Origin of the sequence: Lysobacter enzymogenes (genome assembly GCF_023617245.1) — a bacterium.
GTDB classification, from domain to species: Bacteria; Pseudomonadota; Gammaproteobacteria; order Xanthomonadales; family Xanthomonadaceae; genus Lysobacter; species Lysobacter yananisis.
The window spans coordinates 386688-405092 of record NZ_CP067396.1 but is presented as its reverse complement, the minus strand read 5'-3'; the positions used below and the strand labels follow the sequence as shown (position 1 = coordinate 405092).

Below are 18405 nucleotides of genomic sequence, written 5' to 3'. Positions count from 1 at the left end.
GCGCTCAGCGGGTGGACGGCGGAGGCGGAGGCGGCAGGCCTTGCGGGCCGCGGTCGCTCATCGGCGGCGGATTGAGCACGTAGATCGCCACGCCGCGCGCGAACTTCTGCCGCGGGCTGATGCTCACGCCGACGCCGCCGCCGCTGAAATGGCGGCCGCCGCCGTAGCTGCCGCCGCCCGCGCCGACGCTGACGCCGGTGCCGCCGTCGCCGTCCTGGGTGCCCTGGAACAACACGCCGTTGGCGCCGAGCTTGGCCGCTTCGGCGCGCAGCTTGTTGATCACCGAATTCATCTTGTTCTGCTCGCCGTAGGTGAACGCGCCGCTGTTGCTCTGCAGCAGGGCGATCTCCTCGTAGCGGCTCGGCGGCGGCGCGAAGTACACGCGCACCTGCTCGAGCGGCACCGGCGGCCGCGGCTGGCCGGTGATCACATGGGAGCTGGCGCAGGCGCTCAGGCCGAGCGCCAGGACCAGCAGCAAAAGAGGTGTGCGCATGGCGGCTTCCATCGACGGACCTGGCGCCATGCTAGTACGCCGCGGCCGACCGCGCGGTGAAGCGCGCCATGGCGGCCGCGGCCGCATTCATCGGCGGCCGCCGCGGGCCGACCGGCGGCGCCGGGGCGCTCAGATCATGCCGCCGTTGACCCCGATCACCTGGCCGTTGACGTAGCTCGCATCGTCCGAACACAGGAACGCGACCACCGCCGCGACCTCGTCGGCGCGGCCGGCGCGGCCGGCCGGCACCATCTGCTTGATCGCCTCCGGCGCGAACGCCTCGGCGGCCATGCGTCCCTCGACCACCCCGGGCGCGACCACGTTGACGGTGATGCCGCGGCTGGCCATCTCGCGCGCCAGCGACTTGGACGCGCCGTGCAGGGCCGCCTTGGCCGCGGCGTAGTTGCTCTGGCCGCGATTGCCGAGCACCGCCGCGACCGACGACACGCTGACGATGCGGCCGAAGCGGGTGCGCGCCATCGGCAGCAGCAGCGGTTGGGTAACGTGGAAGAAACCGTGCAGCGACACATCGATCACCCGCCGCCACTGCGCGTCGCTCATGCCGGCCATCGGCCCGTCGTCGTGGATGCCGGCGTTGTTGACCACGCCCTGGATCGGCCCGGCCTGGAGCAGGCGTTCCAGCGACGCGCGCGCGGCGTCGCCGTCGGCGACGTCGAACGCCACCGCCTCGGCCTGCCCGCCGTCGGCGCGGATCCGCGCCACCACCGCCTCGGCGCGCTCGACGCCGCTGTTGGCATGCACGATCACCCGCCATCCCTGCGCCGCCAGGCGCAGGCAGATCGCCCCGCCCAGGTCGCCGCTGCCGCCGGTCACCAGGGCCCGCCGCACCGGCGTGTCCGCTGCGCTCATCGTTCGTCTCCTTCGGCGCCGGACGGCGTCGCCGCCGCGTCCGCCCGTGCGTGGTCGTCGACCGTTTCCTGTTCCCGCGCCATCACCGCCGCGCGGCCGCTGGCGAGCAACTCGCCGGCGTGCAGGACCTCGAATTCGTACTGCCAACTGCCCTCGCCCGCGGCGAGCTGGCGCGCGCGCCCTTCCAGCGCGCCGGGCAGGTCGTCGATGCGCGCCGCGCGCAACTCCACGCCGCGCAGCGCGACCAGCACGCCGGGCCGGGCGCGGCCGCCGTGCGCGCGCGCCAGCAGGCCGCCGTGCACGGCCATCAGCTGCGCGCCGTACTCGCACAGGTGCAGCGCATGCAGGCGCCCGCCCTCGCGCAGCGGATGGGCCGGATCGCGATGGCCCTCGCTGCGCGCGACGATCCGCTCGGGATCCCATTCGAGCACTTCTTCCCACAGGCACATCAGGCCCTGGTGCGGAATCAGCGCGGCGATCGCTTCACGGCTGCGCATCGGCGGCCTCCTCCGCGGTCGCCATCGCCGGTTCGCGCACGATCAGCAGGGCCAGCGCGAAGTTGAACACCACGCCGAGCGCGACCGTCGCGCCGATCGCGCGCAGCACCGGGATCGAGGACAGCGCCAGCAGCGCGAACACCATGAACGTGGTCAGGCTGCAAACGATCACCGCGTGCAGGGTGCGCAGTTGTTCGTCGCGGTCGTCGCCGGCGTGGTCGAAGAACAACGCGTAATCCAGGCCCAGGCCGGCGGCGAGGATCAGCGAGACCAGGTGGAACAGGTTGAGCTCGACCCCGAAGCCGCGCAGCGCGGCCAGGATCAGCAGCGTGCTCAGCGCCATCGGCGCCAGCACCCGCAGCACCCGCCGCGGCGAGCGCAGCGCCACCCACACCGCCAGCGCCAGCAGCACGCCGGCCAGGGCCAGCGCGGTCAGCACCCGGCCGCGGTACTCGGCCACCAGCGATTCGGACGCCTGCTTGAGATCCAGCAACTGCCCGCCGTGCCTGCGCACCACCGCGTCCACCGCCTCGGGATCGTGCAGGCCGGTCAGCGACACCAGCGCGGTGGCGCGGCCTTCGCGTTCGCGCAGCAGGCCCTCGATGCTGGCCGCCAGCGCGGTGCCGGCGAGGTCGCGCGGGCGCAGCGGCGGCGCATGCCGCGCGGCTTCCACGTCGCGCAGGAAGTCGGCGAAGGCGTCGCCGCGGAACGGCGTCGCCGCGACCGCGGCGTCCAGCGCCGCGCGCAGCGCCTGCGGTTCGGGCAGGCGCTGCTGGCGCTGCAACTGGGTGCGCGCGCTGGGCAGGTAGCGCGCGGCCAGGTCGTAGCCGGCGATGGCGCCGCGCTGGCGCAGCAGCGGCAGTTCCGCGAGCAGGCCTTCGGAGGCCTGCAGCGCGGCTTCGGCGTCCTTGGCCTCGATCGCGATCACGTAGCGCACGTCCGGCGCGCCGAGCGCTTCGCGCAGCTGCGCGTCGCGCGCCAGCGCCGCTTCCGACACCGGGGTCAGCTTGGCCAGGTCGTTCTGCCAGAACGGCCCGGGCACGAACAGCACCACCGCCAGGGCCAGCGCCGCCAGCAGCGAGACGCTGGCCACGCCGAGCCGCGGCCAGCGCGCCAGCGCGCTCCACACCCGCGCCAACCGCCGCGACTGCGCGACGTCGCGCGGCGCCGGATCGATCAGCGCCGGCAATACGAAGCGCGTGGTCAGCGCGGCGGTGGCGAGGCCGACGATGGTGAACACCGCCAGTTGTTGCAGCCCGTCGACGCCGGAGACGAAGAAGGTCAGGTAGGCGATGCAGGTCGAGGCCACGCCGGTGCCCAGCGTCGGCCACAGGCTGCGCGCGCTGGCCCACGGCGACAGGCCCGGGCGCTGGTGGCTGTAGAGGTGGATCGGATAGTCCTGGACCACGCCGATCAGGGTGAAGCCGAACGCCACGGTGATGCCGTGCACGCCCTCGAAGATGCACGCCACCGCGCCGAGCCCGGCCAGGCCCGCGGTCGCCAGCGGCAGGCCGCCGATCAGCGGCGCCTTCCAGCTGCGGTAGGCCAGCCACAGCAGCGCGACGAACAGCAGGCTGTCGATGGTGCCGATCAGGCTGGCCTCGCGCTGGGTGCGCCCGCCGATCTCCAGCGAGAACGCGCCCGGGCCGCTGACGGTCAGCCGCGCCGGGCTGGCGCCGCGCGCGCGCTCGAACGCGGCGCGGATCGCGGCGATCGCCTGCTCCTGCCCGGCCGGGTCGAAACCGGCGGCGCGGGTTTCCACCGCCAGCAACGCTTCCTTGCCGGCCGGATCGAACCACACCCCGTCCAGCGTCTGCGGCGCCTGCGCCGGCTGCCAGGCCTCGGCCACGCGCAGCATTTCCATGGTCGGGTCGCTCGGCAGCAGCGGCTCGATCAGCTCGCCCGCGGGCGAGCCCAGGTCCTGCACCCGGCTGTCGAGCTGTTCGCGCAGGTAGCCGGCGTCGAGGCGCTGCGCGTCGAGCGTGGGCGAGAGCAGGTAGCGATACGGGCGCAGGCGTTCGGGCACCGCGTCCAGGCCCAGGCCGGCGCCGTTGGCGACCAGCTTGAACGCCGGCTGCGTCGCCAGCGCCGCGCGCAACGCCTGCGATTGCGCGGCCAGCGTCGCCGGCGCGTCGCCGTCGATGGCCAGCAGCAACAGGCGCGAACCCGGGCCTTCGCCGAGTTCGTCGATCAGCAGCTTCTGCGCCGGCGTGCGCGCGCTGGGCATGAACCGGCGCAGGTCGCCGCTGAGCTGCAGGTGCGCGCCGATCGCCCAGCCGGCCACGGCCAGCACGCCCAGCCACAGCAGGGCGAAGGCGATGCGGCGGGCGGGGGTCATCCGGATCGGCGCGGCCATCAACGCGCCGGGCCGTGGCTGCGGCACAGCGCGGCCAGCTGGCCGGCATCGGCGATGCCGGCGGCGGCGCGCGCGGCGCTGCCGAGCAGGGTGCGCTGTTGCTCGCTGCCGCGGGCCGGGCGGGTCTCGATGCAGCGCAGTTCGTCGTCGCGGCCGAGCAGCACGATCTCGCGCACGCGCGCGGCGACCTGCGGATCGCGCGGCTTCATCGCCACGATCCACTGCTTGCGCGTGCCCTGCGCGTCGAGCGCGTAGTGCCGCTCCAGTTCGGCGCGGTCGCCGCCGAGCAGGGCGCCGAAGCTGGCCTGCAGCGCGACCAGTTCCGGCGCGCGCGACAACGAGAAGCGCCGCGGCGGCTTGCCGGCGCGGGCGATGCTGACCTCGCCCTGGCCCGGCTTGGCGCCGGTGCGGATGGTGGTGGTTTCCGCGTACGGCTCGCGCACCTCGCGCACCAGGGTGCCGGGGTCGGGGCGGCGGTATTCGCCGGACACGCGCAGCGGCGCCTTGAGCAGGGCCGAGCCGCGCACCTCGACGAAGTCGGTGCGCGCCGGCACCGGCTGGGCCAGGCGCGGCAGGATCCAGGCCGCGTCGGCCGGCTGCGCGCCCTCGTCGGCGACGCGCGCGGGCGCGGCGGCCTGCTCAGCCGGCGCGGCGAGCGGCCACGTCGCGGCCAGCAGCAGGGCCAGCATCGGGCAGAGCAGCGTCGGGCGGAACGTGGGAAGCGTCATCGGCATGCCAGAAATCGTAGAAGTTGAACCAGTTGTACGGCGCGCTGCGGGCGTGATGCTGCAGGCGTTCGGCGTAGCGCTGGACCAGCGCGGCCAGCCGCGCGGGACGCTCGCGCCGTTCGATGTGCAACGCCGGCTCGAAGGATTCGAACGCCAGCTCGTAGCGCGCGCCGCCGCGGTACAGGCCGAAGGCCAGCACCACCGGCAGCTTGAGCGCGGCGGCGACCAGCCACGGCGAGGTCGGGAACCGCGCCGGCGCGCCGAAGAAGCGCGCGGCCTGCACCGGCTCGCCGGGCCCGGCGCGATCGACCAGCATCGCCACGATCGCGCCGTGGTCGACCGCGTGCTTGATCTGCAGGACGATGCTCGGCCCGTCCTGGCCGGCGTCGATGACGTTGGCGGCGATCTGCGGGTCGAGCGCGTCGAGCATGCGCATCAGCGCGGCGTTGTGGCCGCGGTCGAGCACCACCTTGACCTGCAGCTGCGGCCGCCGCCGCGCCAGCACCCGCAAGGCTTCGAAACTGCCCAGGTGCGAGCCGAACAGCAGCACGCCCTGGCCGCGTTCCAGGTACGGGTCCAGCGAGTCCAGGCCGCGCACGTCCACCGCGAAGCCGTCCATGCCGCGGCTGAGCATGTAGACCCGGTCGAGGATGGTCGCGGCGAAGGTGTGGATGTGGCGGGCGACCTCGAACAGGCTCGGCGCGCGCTCCAGCGCGCGCGCCAGCCAGGCGCGCGAGGCGCGGCGCTCGGGCCCGCGCATCAGCAGGTAATAGGCGACGATGGGATACAGCGCCAGCCGCGCCACGCCGCGGCCGCCGCGCTGGGCGATGAAGGCGATGACGCGGTAAGCCAACGGACTGCCGCCCTCGGGCCGGTCCTTCCAGTGCGCCGACGCGCTCATGCGCGCGCGTCCGCGGGCGGCGCGGACGCGGCGACGATCTCGCCGCTGGCCAGCAGCTCTTCGCCGCGGCGCACGCGAAAGCGCCAGCGCAGCGGCGGCGCGGGCGCCGGGGCGGCATGCGGCGGCTCGGCCTTCGCCTGGTCGGCCTTCGCTGCGTCGGCCGGCTTCGGCTCGATCCGCTCCAGCTCGACCCGCGCGGTCTGCCCCGGCAGCAGCGGCTGCAGGAACTTGACCTGCGGCAGGCGCAACGCCGGCAAGACGCCGTGCTGCGCCTGCAGCGCGTCGAGCACGCGCTCCAGCACCACTACGCCGGGCACCAGCGGCCGATCCGGGAAATGGCCCGGCAGGCAGGGATGGTCGGCGGCGACGACGAAGTTCATCAGGCGGCTTGGGCGGCAGCGGAGCCCGAAGAATAAAACACGCGTGTGTGAAACGCGCCCGAACGGCGGCGCTGCAAGCGTTTTCTCGCGATCCGCGCGCGCCGCGCCGGCCGGTCCGGTAGCGCTGCGTTCACCCGCCCGGCGTCCGCGGCGTCGGCGCCGCCGCGTCGCGGCCGCGCGTCACGTGGAAAACAGCTCCTTCCAGAAACGCGGCCCGAGCCGGGCCATGCGCCGCAGGAAGTCGAAGAAGCCGCTCTCCGGCCGCTCCGGGAAACGCTGCCGGCGGACCAGGTACTCGCCGGCGAACATCGCGCCGAGCACGCCGTAGTTGATGATGTTGGCGAACCACGACCACTGCTCCTGGGTGATCGACGGCGAGGGCAGATAGCCCAGCCGCGCCAGCAACCCGTCGGGCACCGCGATCAGCGCCAGCGCGGCGTTGGCCGCGGTCAGCAGCGCCATCGTCCACGCCCACAGCGCGGTCAGGCCGCGGGTGTAGCGATACAGCGGCGGGTCCAGGTCGCGCGGCGCGCAGTCGTGCAGGGCGGCGACGATCCGGGTGATCAGGCCCTCGCGCGGCGCGCGCAGGCTGCGCGCGAACCACCAGGCCAGCCAGGCGTTGAACAGCACCGGCGGGGTCAGCAGCAGCATCTGCGCATACGGCGTGCGCGCCAGCGCGGCCAGCGCGGCCAGCAACGCCGCCGCGATCGCCCACGGCGCCGGACGCAGCGCCAGCAGGCCGTCGAGGACGACGAACACGACCAGATCGGCCAGCGCCAACGCCGCCAGCGCGCCGCCGCCGTCGTGGCTGGCCCAGTGCGCGAGCAGCGGATAGGCGACCGCCAAGGCCACGCGCGCCGGACCGCTGACGCTGGACGCTGCTTCGTTCACGGCAAATCGGCTCCGGCGGCGGAAGGACGCCGCATCCGCGCGCGGCGCGCTCAGGCGGCGCGGTGCTGCTCGATGTGGCTCGACAGCGCGCGCAGCGAGGCGAAGATGCGGCGGTTCTCGTCGTTGTCCGAGCGCAGCTGGAAGCCGTAGCGCTTGGTGATCGCCAGCGCCAGTTCCAGCGCGTCGATCGAGTCCAGGCCGAGGCCGTCGTTGAACAGCGCCGCGTCCGGATCGATCTGCTCCGGCGCCACGTCTTCCAGGTTCAGGCTCTCGACCAGCAGCTGCGCCAGTTCGCGTTCGGCGGGGCTTTGTTCAGACATCGTGTGTTCCGTAACCGCTATCGCAAGGGGCGCCACGATCCTTCATCGCGCGGCACGGCGCAACCGCCGGCTTCGGCACGGTCGCCGCCGGCGCCCGCCCGTGCGCGGGTAAACGCTTCGGCATCAATCACTTGCGCCAGCGAAACGCTGCGTTGCCGGGGTTCGCCTGCGACCGCGCGGATGCGCGGCCGGCGCCGCCCGCGAGCTATCATTTGCGCATGAAGCCTTCCGTTTCCGCGTTCGCGACGGCCCTTGCGGCCCTCGCCGCGGGCGGCTCCGCCGAGCCGTCCGCACCCGTTCCGACCGCTCGCCCCACCCCGCTCCCGGCGCCGCGCGCCGCCCCGGCCGCCCGGCCGCCGCGAGGCGGCGCATGAGCGCGGCCGCCGCGACCGTCGCCGGCCCGCGCCTGGACGTCGATTACCTCGACGCCGATCCGGCCCAGGCGCTGGCCCAGGACGACACCCTGGCGCTGTTCGGCTTCGGCCAGGAGGCCCCGCACCACGACGACCCGCGCTACCTGCGGGTGCCGCTGGAACCGGTCGGCGACCGCCGCCTGGAACGCTGGCGCGGCAGCGGCCCGGTCGCGCGCGGGCGCGACGGCGACCTGGCCTGGGCGGAGGACGGCGCGCTGCAGTTCGGCGTGATCGAAGTCGACGAGCCCGCGCCGCTGCCGGGCGAACCGGCCAACGGCGAGATCGGCCGCGCCGCCGAATACCTCTACCGCAAGCTGCTCGCGTTCACCGCGCAGCGCGGCTACCCGCAGTTGCTGCGGATCTGGAACTACCTCGACGGCATCACCCTCGGCCACGGCGACGAGGAACGCTACCGCGTGTTCTGCGTCGGCCGCGCGGCCGGCCTGGGCGAGTTCCCGATCGCGCGCCTGCCGGCGGCGACCGCGATCGGCCGCGTCGACGGCGCGCGCCGGCTGCAGGTGTACTGGCTGGCCTCGCGCACGCCGGGTACGCCGCTGGAGAACCCGCGCCAGGTCAGCGCCTACCGCTACCCGCGCCAGTACGGCCCGCAATCGCCGAGCTTCGCCCGGGCGATGCTGCCGCCGGGTCCGGCGCGGATGCCGCTGCTGCTGTCGGGCACCGCGGCCGTGGTCGGCCACGAATCGCGCCACGCCGAATCGGTGCTGGCGCAACTGGAAGAAACCCTGGCCAACTTCGACAGCCTGATCGGCGCCGCGCGCCAGCACCGTCCCGACTTGCCGCCCGCGTTCGGCCCCGGCTCGCGCCTGAAGGTGTACGTGCGCGACCTGCCCGACCTGCCGATCGTCGCCGCCGAACTCGACCGCCGCTACGGCGACCGGGTGCCGCGAATCCTGGTGCATGCGGCGGTGTGCCGGCACGAGTTGCTGGTCGAGATCGACGGGGTGCACGGCTGAGGCCGGGGACCGGGGACCGGGGACCGGGCAAGAGCGTAAAACACCGTGCCGGACTGCACGGCTGAAACGATCCGCGAAAAGCAAGAAGGCCCGCCGAAGCGGGCCTTCCTGCTTTTGTGGGTCCCCGGTCCCAGGTCCCAGGTCCCCGGTCCCCGGTCCCGGGTCCCGCAGCCCCATCACTTACAGATCGACGCCGAACCCCACGCCGCCGGAGCTCTCCGAGCCCGAGAACGCCGCGCCGATGCTGATCGACACGTTGTCGTTGATGCGCCGGCCGTAGCCGATGGCCAGGCCGCTCTCGCCGTCCTGGAAGCCCGCGCCGACCGACAGGCGGCCGCGGCCGGGCTTGGCGTAGGCGCTGTTGGCCGACATCTGCGCCATCGCCGCCGACATCGCGCCGTTGCGGCGGATGCGCCGGTCCAGGTCCTCGAAGCGGTCGTTGACCTCGGCGCGGAAATTGCCGAAGTCCAGGTTCAGGCCATTGATGCGCTGGTCGGTGTAGCTGTTGGCCGACTGCAGGGTGCGCGCGTCGCCGGCGTCGGCGCGGGCGTTGGCCTGCTGCACCTGCTGATTGGTGTAGCCGTTGGATTGCTGCACCGCGGCCGCGTCGCCGGCCTGCATCTGGCGCAGGTTGACCGCGTCGGTCGCGGCGGTGGCGTCGGCGACGTTGGCCACGCGGGTGCCGTTGGCGCCTTCCAGGGTCAGGGTGCCGCGCGAGGCGTCGTCGTAGTTCGCCGACAACGGCGAGCCGCCCGAACCGCCCGGGCCGGCCGGCCCCTGCGGGCCTTGCGGTCCCTGGGGGCCTTGCGGACCCTGCGGCCCTTGCGGGCCCTGCGGACCGGCCGGAATGTTGGCGATGCGCCCATACAGGTCGGTCAGGCGGCCATCGACCGCGCCGAACGCCGAAGCCACGTCGTTGAACGCGCTGCCCTGGACGGTGAAGGTCGGCGCGGCGAACACGCCGCCGGCGAAGCTGGCGCCGCCGCCGAACACGCCCATGACCCGACCGAGCTGGGACAGGTTGACCGCATCGGTGTCCTGGGTCGCCGCGGCGACGTTGACGATCTGCCGTTCCGCGCCGGCCGCACCGACCGACACGGTGTTGGCGCGATCGGCCACCGCGTTGTTGCCCAGCGCCACCGCATCGTCGGCCGTGGCCTGCGCGTTGTAGCCGGCCGCAAGGCTGCGCGCGCCGCTGGCGACGTTGTTGTTGCCGATCGCGGTCGCGTCCACGCCGCTGGCGTCGTTGTCGCCGCCGAACGCATTGGCGCGTTCCGCGCGCGCCCGGTTGCTGCGGCCCACCGCGTTCGCGCCGACGCCGTCGGCGACGTTGAAGTTGCCCAGCGCGCTGCTGTCCTGCACGTTGGCGCTGTTGACGTAGCCCACCGCCGTCGCGCTCGCGCCCGCGGCCTGGTTGCCCAGGCCGACCGCGGTGGCGTCGTCGCCGCCGGCCACGCTCGAGGCGCCGACCGCGGTCGCATTCACGCCGATGGCCTGCGCGCCGTTGCCCAGCGCGCTGCTGCCGACGCCGCTGGCGGCGCTGCCCGCGCCGGCGGCCACGCTGTCGGTACCGGTCTGGGCGCCGCGCACCACGAAACCGTCGCCGATGGCGCCGACCGCGCCTTGCAACTGGCGCAGGTTCACCGCATCGGTCGCCTGGGTGCCGTCGGCGACGTTGACGACCTGCCGTTCCGCGCCTGCCGCGCCGACCGACACGGTATTGGCGCGGTTGGCGACCGAGTTGTTGCCCAGCGCCACGGCATCGTCGGCCGTCGCTTGCGCGTTGAAGCCCGCCGCGAGGCTGCGCGCGCCACTGGCGATGTTGCCGTTGCCGACCGCGGTCGCATCCACGCCGCTCACGTCGTTGTCGCCGCCGAACGCGTTGGCGCGATCCGCGCGCGCCCGGTTGCTGCGGCCCACCGCGTTCGCGCCGACGCCGTCGGCGACGTTGAAGTTGCCCAGCGCGCTGCTGTCCTGCACGTTCGCGCTGTTGACGTAGCCGACCGCCGTCGCGCTCGCGCCGGCGGCCTGGTTGCCCAGGCCGACCGCGGTGGCGTCGTCGCCGCCGGCCACGCTCGAGGCGCCGACCGCGGTCGCGTTCACGCCGATGGCCTGCGCGCCGTTGCCGAAGGCGCTGCTGTTGATCCCGCTGGCGCTGGCGGCTACGCCGACCGCGACCGCATCGTCGGCGCCGGCCTGCGCGCCGAAGCCGGCGGCGAGGCTGCGCGCGCCGCTGGCGACGTTGTTGTTGCCGAGCGCGGTCGCGTCCACGCCGCCGACGTCGTTGTCGCCGCCGAACGCGTTGGAGCGATCCACGCGCGCGCGGTTGCCGCGACCGACCGCGTTGGAACCCACGCCGTCGGCGAAGTTGAAGTTGCCCAGCGCGCTGCTGTCCTGGGCGTTGGCGCTGTTGATGTAGCCCACCGCGCTGGCGTTGGCGGCGGCGGCCTGGTTGCCGCGCCCCAGCGCCACGCTTTCGTCGCCCGAGGCGGCGTTGTCGGCGCCCACCGCGGTGGCGCTGACGCCGCCGGCGAAGTTGCCGTTGCCGATGGCCTGGGCATCGATGCCGTCGACGGTGTTGTTGCGGCCCAGCGCGACGCCGCCGTCGGCATTGGCGTTGTTGCCGCGGCCGCAGGCGATCGCATCGACGCCGTTGGCGGTGCTGCCGCCGCTGTTTTCGTTGCCCGCGACGCCGTCGTTGAGGTCGCAGTCGTTGCCTGCGAACGCCTGCCCTGGCGCGGCCATGTTCATAGCGATGACGCTGGCGATGGCCAGCGCCAATAAGGTGCTGCGATTCATTCCTTGTTTCCCCTAAGACTGACAAGAACCGATTCGGAACCGTCGTGGCGTGCGTGCTGCTCGATCGGAAGACCGCGCCCTCCCCGGCACCGGCCTTGCCAACCATAAAGCGAATTGATGCACTTTTATACGGCTAAACACGTACGAATTACTTCACCGACACCGCCAGTTCCGGCACGCTCGCGGTCATGCTGTTGCAACGCAGCAGGCGGATGCTGTCCGGTGGCCTGGCATTCGCTTCACCGCGCCGATGCGCGAGGCCGCATCCGCGCGCCGCCACACGCGCCGCGCCGGCGCGGCGGCGGCTTGCGGTGTCGGCGGAAGCCAAGCGCGGCCGCGACGCGCGATTTGCGCCAATTGCAAAGCGGACTGCGTCGTGCCGTCCCGGCATGCGGCACGGCGGCGGACGACGCCCGAATCGCCGCGTTCAGCCGCCGACCGCGTCGTCCCGAGCAGCAGCGGCGCAAGCCGCGACCGCGCCGCCGCGACTACGACGAACCCGATCCACGCAGGCGTTCCGCGCGAGCGGCGCGACCGCCCGGCATCGATGCAGCGCCGGAAGCCGGCCGCCGCGCGCGAAGCTCACAACGTCGCGCGCGCCGCCAGCAACGCCCGCGTATGCGCGTGCGCCGGCGCCGCCAGCACCTGCGCCGTCGTGCCGGACTCGACGATCCGCCCCGCCTCCAGCACCGCGATGCGCTCGGCCACCGCGGCGGCCGCCGACAGGTCGTGGGTGACGAACAGCAGCGCCAGCCCGTGCTCGCGCTTGAGCCGCGCCAGCAACTGCAGCACCGCCGCGCGATGGTGCGCGTCCAGCGCCGACACCGCTTCGTCGCAGACCAACAGCTGCGGCCGCGTCGCCAATGCGCGGGCGATGGCGATGCGCTGGCGCTGGCCGCCGGAGAACTGGTGCGGGTAGCGTTCGAGCATGGCCTCGTCCAGACCGACCGCGCGCAGCAGTTCGGCGGCGCGGGCGCGGCGCGCGCCGGCATCGCCGTGGCGATGGATGCGCAGCGGCTCGGCCACGATCTCGGCGACGCTCAGCCGCGGGTCCAGCGAGGCGTAAGGGTCCTGGAACACCACGCCGGTGCGCGCGCGCAGGCGGCGCAGCGCGGCGGCGTCCAGCGTCGCCAGGTCGACGCCGTCGAACGCCACCCGCCCCTGCGCGCCGCGCAACAGCCGCAGCAACGCGCGGCCGAGCGTGCTCTTGCCGCTGCCGCTCTCGCCGACCAGGGCCAGGCCTTCGCCGCGGCGCAATTCGATGTCGACGCCGTCCAACGCGGCGCGCGACGCGCGCGGGTAGCGCATGCGCAGGCCCTCGCCGCGCAGCAGCACCGGCGCGTCGTCGACGGCGGGCGCGGCCAGCGGCGCGATCCGGTCGGCGGCGATCAGCTCGCGGGTGTAGGCCTGCGCGGGCGCGGCGAACACCTGCGCGGCGTCGCCGCGCTCGATCGCCGCACCGCGCTGCAGCACCAGCAGTCGCTGCGCGTAGGCGCCGACCAGCGGCAGGTCGTGGCTGATCAACAGCAGGGCCAGCCCGTCCTCGCGGCGCAGGCGGTCGAGCAGGTCGAGGATGTCGCGGGCGATGCGCGCGTCCAGCGCCGAGGTGGGTTCGTCGGCGATCAACCCGCGCGGCTCGGTCGCCAGCGCCAAAGCGATGGCGATGCGCTGGCGCTGGCCGCCGGAGAACTGGTGCGGATAGCGCGCCAGCGCCGCGGCCGGCTCGGGCAGTTGCACGCGTTCGAGCAGCGACCGCGCCTGCCGCTGCGCGTCGCCGGCCGGCAAACCGCGCACCGCGCGCAGGGTTTCGACCAGTTGCGCGCCGACCCGGCGCAGCGGATGCAGCGAAGCCAGCGGGTCCTGCGGCACCCAGGCCAGCGTGCGGCCGCGCAGGCGCGCGTGCGCGGGCGACGCCAAAGCGATGTCCGCGCCGTCCACGCGCAACCGCCCCTGCGCGCGCAGCGGCGGCGGCAACAGGCCCAGCAGCGCCAGCGCGGTCAGGCTCTTGCCGCTGCCGCTTTCGCCGACCACGCCCAGGCATTGCCCGGCGCGCAGTTCCAGGTCGAGCGGGCCGAGCAGTTCGCGCCCGGGCAGCGACACCCGCAGTTCGCGCAGTTCCAGCAGCGCGCTCATGCCGCCGCGGCCTCGGGCGCCGGACCGTCGCCGCGCGCCTGCGCCTGGCCGCGCACGTCGAGCCAGTCGCGCAGGCCGTCGCCGAGGAACTGGAACGCGGCCAGGGTCGCGACCAGGAAGCCGGCCGGGAACAACAAGGTCCACGGCGCGCTGTCGAGTTCCTGCACGCCCTCGGCGAGCAGGCCGCCCCAGCTGGAGGACGGCTCGTCGATCGACAGGCCGAGGAAGCCGAGGAAGCTCTCGACCAAAATCGCCTGCGGCAGGATCAGGCCCAGGTAGACCAGCGCCAGCGGCAGTAAGTTGGGCAGCACGTGCCAGCGCAGGCGCTGGCCGAAGCTGGCGCCGGCGGCCTGCGCGGCCAGTACGAACGCCGCCTCGCGCAGGCGCGCGGCCTCCGCGCGCATGACCCGGGCCAGGTCGATCCAGACGTAGCCGCCGATCGCCGCCAGCAGCAGCCACAGCGAGCGGTCGAACAGGGTCAGCAGCAGGATCACCACCAACAGGAACGGCAGCGCCGAGAACACGTCGAGCACGCGCAGCATCCAGCGCTCGACCCAGCCGCCGGCGAGCCCGGCGACCGCGCCGTAGCCCAGCCCGATGACCAGCGCGACCACGCTGGCGAGCAGGCCGATGCCCAGCGACAGCCGGCCGCCGGCCAGGGTGCGGGCGAACACGTCGCGGCCGATGGCGTCGGTGCCGAACCAGTGCCCGGCCGTGCCCGGCGCGGCCGACAGCGCCTCCCAGTCCGGCAGCACCGGCCCGTAGCGGCCGAGCCACGGCCCCAGCCAGCACGCGGCGGCGAGCAGGCCCAGCACGGTCAGGCAGGTGCGGGCGAGCGGAGGCAGGGGAGTGGCGAATCGCATCGGGGGGCATCGTAACGGTTTGGCTTCGACGATCGGGACCGGGGACCGGGGACCCGGGACCCAGAGGCCGGATCCTGGTCCCGGGTCCCGGGTTCCCGGTCCCGAACCCCACCCGCCACATTCCCACCCGTCATATCCCCATCACCCAATACCTTTTCCCCCGCCCGGCCCCGCCGCGCCACATTTCCTACATGGTGACTGGGAAATGCTGACGATGAAGGCCAAGTACGCCCTGCGCGCGATGTGCGCGCTGGCGCGCGCCGAGAGCGGGCGGACCGCGCCGGCGGTGCGCCACGGCCGCCTGCAGGCGAAGGCGATCGCCGAGCACAGCGGCGCGCCGAGCAAGTTCCTCGAATCGATCCTGGTCGATCTGCGCGAGGCCGGCTTCATCCACAGCCGGCGCGGGCAGAAGGGCGGCCACACCCTGGCGCGGCCGGCCGACCAGATCATGGTCGGCGACCTCATCCGCGCCATCGACGGCCCGCTGGCGCCGGTGCGCTGCGCCAGCGTCAGCGCCTACCAGCCCTGCGCCGACTGCGCCGACCCGGACGCCTGCAGCCTGCGCGCGCTGATGCGCGAGGCCCGCGACGCGCTCTCGCACGTGCTCGACCGGCGCAGCCTGCGCGAGCTGGCGCTGGCGCCGGACTTCGGCGCGGCGGCGATCGACCCGGCCCTGCTCGACGCCACCTTCCTGTCCGGCGAGCTCGGAGGCGGCCGGTGAGCCGGGCGCGCAAGCCCTCCGCCAAGCGCGCCGACGCGCAGGTGTCGACCGTGCGCTACGAAGCCGGGCGCGCGCCGGAGCCGGAGATCAACATCGTCAACCTCAGCGACAGCGAGTTCGTGCTGTTGCAGGCGCTGCGCGGGCTCGCCGCGGGGCGGATCGAGGTGGTGGTGCAGGGCGCGCGGATCGTCGAGATCACCCGCAGCGAGCGGGTGGAGGTGACGGTGGCGGGGGAGTCGTGGGGGTGAGGGGGCGCTGTTGTTGAACTGAGAGCGCGGCCGCCGGGGGGTGGGCGCGGGTACTCGAAGACTTTTGTTATTGGGGAGATCGTGGGGACGCCTGGGGGCGGCTGCGGTTTCTATCGGGAACACCTTTGTTGTTTTTTCTGCCAGTTCCGTGGTCCGCGCCACCGGGCCCTTCCACCGTTTTCGATGAAAGGAGCACACCGATGCCAATCCAGGTTCGCCGCCGACCGCGCCCGTTCGCGCGCCTGACCGCCGCGCCGCTATGGGCCGCGCTGGCCTGCGCCGCCGGCCTGCCGGCGCACGCGGCCGAACTCACGGTCGAGCAGTTGGCGCAACGGCTCAAGGCGATCGAACAGCGCCTGGGCACCGCCGCGCCGGCCGACGCCGGCGGCGAAGGCCTGGCCGATCTCGACCAGCGCCTGCGCATCATCGAGCGCAAGCTCGAACTGCAGGCCGAGGACAGCGCGGCCAAGGCCGCCAGCACGCCGACGGTGGCGCTGAGCGCGAGCAAGGGGCTGTCGATCAAGTCGCCGCCGCCGGGCGATGTCGAAGTCAAGTTCAAGGCGCTGCTGCAGGCCGACGGCCGCTTCTTCGTCGGCGATTCGCAAGTGCCGCAGAACGACACCTTCCTGTGGCGCCGGATCCAGCCGAGCATCGAAGGCAGCTGGGGTTCGCTGGTCGGCTTCCGGATCCTGCCCGAGTTCGCCGGCGACAGCGCCACCATCAACGACGCCTACCTCGACCTCAAGTTCGATCCGCGCGCGACGCTGCGGGTCGGCAAGTTCAAGAGTCCGGTCGGCCTGGAGCGGCTGCAGTCCAGCGGTTCCACCGGCCTGATCGAACTGGGCCTGGCCTCCGAGCTCACGCCCAACCGCGACCTCGGCCTGCAGCTGCAGGGCGAGTTCGCCGGTTCGACCGTGTCCTACGCGCTGGGCGTGTTCAACGGCGCGGTCGACGGCCGCGACAGCCCGACCGCCAACCCCGACAACGAGTTCGAATACGCCGGACGGATCTTCCTGGAACCGTGGAAGAACGCCGGCGGCGCGCTGCAGGGCCTGGGTTTCGGCCTCGGCGCCAGCGCCGGCGACCGCGCCGGCAGCGGCAACAACTTCTTGCCGCGCTACCGCACGCCAGGGCAGTCGCAGTTCTTCAACTACCGCAGCACGGTGCTCGCCGACGGCGCGACCAAGCGCTGGTCGCCGCAGCTGTACTTCTACCGCAACGCCTTCGGCCTGCTCGGCGAATACGTCAGCTCCAGCCAGGAAGTGCGGGTGAGCGCGGCGCGCGAGGAACTCGACCACCGCGCTTGGCAGCTCACCGCCGGCCTGGTGCTCACCGGCGAAGACGCCGGCTACCGCGGCGTCGCCCGGCCTAACCAACCTTTTACCGTGGGTAGTGCAGGCTGGGGCGCGTTCGAGCTGGTCGCGCGCTATGGCCGCCTGGAGATCGACGACGCCGCGTTCCCGCGCTTCGCCGATCCCAACGCCGTCGCCGCCGCGGCGCGATCGTGGGGGCTGGGCTTGAACTGGTACCTCACCGCCAACCTGAAACTGGTCGCCAACTACACTCAGACCGCATTCGACGGCGGCGCCGCCAACGGCCGCGACCGCGAAGACGAAAAGGCGTTCTTCACCCGCGCCCAGCTCGCGTTCTGATGCGCGGCCGCACCACGCCGCGACCGCCCCACACGCTGTATTGGACTTACGCCACTTCGCAGAGGATCGACCGATGAAAACCGCATTCCGATGGGTTCTGCTCAGCGTGGCGCTCGCCGCCGGCACCGCCGCGGCCAAGGACGCCGAACTGCTCAACGTTTCCTACGACCCCACGCGCGAGTTCTACGCCGAGGTCAACCAGGTCTTCGCCGCGCAATGGAAACAGCAGACCGGCGAAACGCTCAACATCCGCACCTCGCACGGCGGCTCGGGCAAGCAGGCGCGCGCCGTGGTCGACGGCCTGGAGGCCGACGTGGTGACGCTGGCCCTGGCCGGCGACATCGACACCGTCGCCAACGCCAAGCAGCTGCCGGCCGACTGGCAGAAGCGCCTGCCGCACCAGAGCTCGCCGTACACCTCGACCATCGTGTTCCTGGTGCGCAAGGGCAATCCGAAGGGCATCAAGGACTGGGACGACCTGATCAAGCCGGGCGTCGGCGTGATCACCCCGAATCCGAAGACCTCCGGCGGCGCGCGCTGGAACTACCTGGCGGCCTGGGCCTGGGCCTCGACCAAGTTCCGCGAGGGCGACAAGGTCACCGGGTATCTGACCCAGTTGTTCAAGAACGTGCCCGTGCTCGACACCGGCGCGCGCGGCTCCACCACGACCTTCGTCGACCGCAAGATCGGCGACGTGCTGATCGCCTGGGAGAACGAGGCGCTGCTGACGCTGGATCAATCCAACAGCCGCGGCCAGTTCGAGATCGTGGTGCCGAGCCTGAGCATCAAGGCCGAGCCGCCGGTGGCCTGGGTCGACAAGAACGTCGACAAGCACGGCACCCGCAAGCAGGCCGAAGCCTACCTGCGCTTCCTCTACACCCCCGAAGGCCAGCGCCTGGCGGCCAAGCACGGCTACCGCCCGGCCGAACCCGACAAGGTGCCGGCGGCGGAGCTGGCCAAGTTCCCGGCGGTCAAGCAGGTGACCATCGACGGCGCGTTCGGCGGCTGGAAGAAGGCGCAGGCCGCGCATTTCTCCGATGGCGGGTTCTTCGACAAGATCTACCAGCCCAAGTGAGTTCCGCCTGAGACCGCGGCCGCGCCGGCGTGCGAGAGCCGGCGCGGCCGCGGCTCGCTGTCTGTCGAAGCCGGGTTGTGCTGTTGTGGGA

At 73.3% G+C, this 18405-nt stretch carries 18 protein-coding genes; 5 read left to right on the top strand and 13 right to left on the bottom strand.

Translation table 11 applies throughout. The annotated features are described in order from the left end of the window. Positions 1 to 4 precede the first annotated feature (4 nt). The 9 genes from JHW41_RS01680 to JHW41_RS01640 all read right to left on the bottom strand — a co-directional run bounded on the left by JHW41_RS01680 (position 5) and on the right by JHW41_RS01640 (position 7436). Positions 5 to 493: a DUF4156 domain-containing protein gene (locus tag JHW41_RS01680; protein WP_138885433.1), complete on the bottom strand. Its 489-nt coding sequence runs from the start codon at positions 491 to 493 to the stop codon at positions 5 to 7. A 129-nt stretch (positions 494 to 622) separates the two neighbouring features. Further along, positions 623 to 1363, bottom strand: coding sequence for a 3-oxoacyl-ACP reductase FabG (fabG, locus tag JHW41_RS01675; protein WP_250448801.1), 741 nt, complete (start codon positions 1361 to 1363; stop codon positions 623 to 625). Further along, a complete protein-coding gene (locus JHW41_RS01670) occupies positions 1360 to 1860 on the bottom strand; it encodes a phosphotransferase (RefSeq protein ID WP_250448800.1) in 501 nt (166 codons plus the stop codon). The genes fabG and JHW41_RS01670 overlap by 4 nt, the downstream gene beginning before the upstream one ends. After that, positions 1847 to 4216, bottom strand: coding sequence for an MMPL family transporter (locus JHW41_RS01665; protein ID WP_428995441.1), 2370 nt, complete (start codon positions 4214 to 4216; stop codon positions 1847 to 1849). The genes JHW41_RS01670 and JHW41_RS01665 overlap by 14 nt, the downstream gene beginning before the upstream one ends. Next, positions 4216 to 4905: a LolA-related protein gene (locus JHW41_RS01660; protein ID WP_078997185.1), complete on the bottom strand. Its 690-nt coding sequence runs from the start codon at positions 4903 to 4905 to the stop codon at positions 4216 to 4218. Before JHW41_RS01660 ends, JHW41_RS01665 begins: the two co-directional genes overlap by 1 nt. After that, a complete protein-coding gene (locus JHW41_RS01655; protein WP_057949455.1) occupies positions 4856 to 5845 on the bottom strand; it encodes an acyltransferase in 990 nt (329 codons plus the stop codon). The genes JHW41_RS01660 and JHW41_RS01655 overlap by 50 nt, the downstream gene beginning before the upstream one ends. Further along, positions 5842 to 6225 carry a hypothetical protein gene (locus tag JHW41_RS01650; RefSeq protein WP_250448798.1) on the bottom strand — a complete coding sequence of 128 codons (384 nt, stop codon included), beginning with the start codon at positions 6223 to 6225 and terminating at the stop codon, positions 5842 to 5844. The genes JHW41_RS01655 and JHW41_RS01650 overlap by 4 nt, the downstream gene beginning before the upstream one ends. Before the next feature lie 180 nt (positions 6226 to 6405). Then, the gene (locus tag JHW41_RS01645; RefSeq protein WP_250448797.1) at positions 6406 to 7116 is read right to left on the bottom strand and encodes a ketosynthase; all 711 of its coding nucleotides are present in this window, start codon (positions 7114 to 7116) and stop codon (positions 6406 to 6408) included. Positions 7117 to 7166: 50 nt separating this feature from the next. After that, positions 7167 to 7436, bottom strand: coding sequence for a phosphopantetheine-binding protein (locus tag JHW41_RS01640; RefSeq protein WP_057949458.1), 270 nt, complete (start codon positions 7434 to 7436; stop codon positions 7167 to 7169). A 370-nt stretch (positions 7437 to 7806) separates the two neighbouring features. Between JHW41_RS01640 and JHW41_RS01635 the strand changes: the two genes are divergently transcribed. Beyond that, positions 7807 to 8823 carry a pteridine-dependent deoxygenase gene (locus JHW41_RS01635; RefSeq protein ID WP_250448796.1) on the top strand — a complete coding sequence of 339 codons (1017 nt, stop codon included), beginning with the start codon at positions 7807 to 7809 and terminating at the stop codon, positions 8821 to 8823. A 180-nt stretch (positions 8824 to 9003) separates the two neighbouring features. On the opposite strand, the gene JHW41_RS01630 is transcribed toward JHW41_RS01635, so the two are convergent. The 4 genes from JHW41_RS01630 to JHW41_RS01615 form a co-directional block, all read right to left on the bottom strand. Then, positions 9004 to 11622 (bottom strand): YadA family autotransporter adhesin, encoded by a 2619-nt coding sequence (locus JHW41_RS01630; RefSeq protein ID WP_250448795.1) that lies wholly within the window; start codon positions 11620 to 11622, stop codon positions 9004 to 9006. Positions 11623 to 11770: 148 nt separating this feature from the next. Beyond that, a complete protein-coding gene (locus JHW41_RS01625) occupies positions 11771 to 11950 on the bottom strand; it encodes a hypothetical protein (RefSeq protein ID WP_250448794.1) in 180 nt (59 codons plus the stop codon). Between the two features lie 254 nt (positions 11951 to 12204). After that, the gene (locus tag JHW41_RS01620; RefSeq protein ID WP_250448793.1) at positions 12205 to 13755 is read right to left on the bottom strand and encodes a dipeptide ABC transporter ATP-binding protein; all 1551 of its coding nucleotides are present in this window, start codon (positions 13753 to 13755) and stop codon (positions 12205 to 12207) included. Beyond that, on the bottom strand, positions 13752 to 14618 hold the full coding sequence (locus JHW41_RS01615; RefSeq protein WP_250448792.1) for an ABC transporter permease: 867 nt from the start codon (positions 14616 to 14618) through the stop codon (positions 13752 to 13754). The genes JHW41_RS01620 and JHW41_RS01615 overlap by 4 nt, the downstream gene beginning before the upstream one ends. Before the next feature lie 205 nt (positions 14619 to 14823). On the opposite strand from JHW41_RS01615, the gene JHW41_RS01610 reads away from it, so the two are divergent. The 4 genes from JHW41_RS01610 (at position 14824) to JHW41_RS01595 (ending at position 18314) form a co-directional block, all read left to right on the top strand. Further along, positions 14824 to 15339 carry an RrF2 family transcriptional regulator gene (locus JHW41_RS01610; RefSeq protein WP_082644722.1) on the top strand — a complete coding sequence of 172 codons (516 nt, stop codon included), beginning with the start codon at positions 14824 to 14826 and terminating at the stop codon, positions 15337 to 15339. Beyond that, on the top strand, positions 15336 to 15587 hold the full coding sequence (locus JHW41_RS01605) for a hypothetical protein (protein WP_057949463.1): 252 nt from the start codon (positions 15336 to 15338) through the stop codon (positions 15585 to 15587). The genes JHW41_RS01610 and JHW41_RS01605 overlap by 4 nt, the downstream gene beginning before the upstream one ends. Before the next feature lie 200 nt (positions 15588 to 15787). After that, a complete protein-coding gene (locus JHW41_RS01600; protein WP_250448791.1) occupies positions 15788 to 17239 on the top strand; it encodes an OprO/OprP family phosphate-selective porin in 1452 nt (483 codons plus the stop codon). Between the two features lie 73 nt (positions 17240 to 17312). Next, on the top strand, positions 17313 to 18314 hold the full coding sequence (locus JHW41_RS01595; protein WP_082644723.1) for a sulfate ABC transporter substrate-binding protein: 1002 nt from the start codon (positions 17313 to 17315) through the stop codon (positions 18312 to 18314). Positions 18315 to 18405 lie beyond the last annotated feature (91 nt).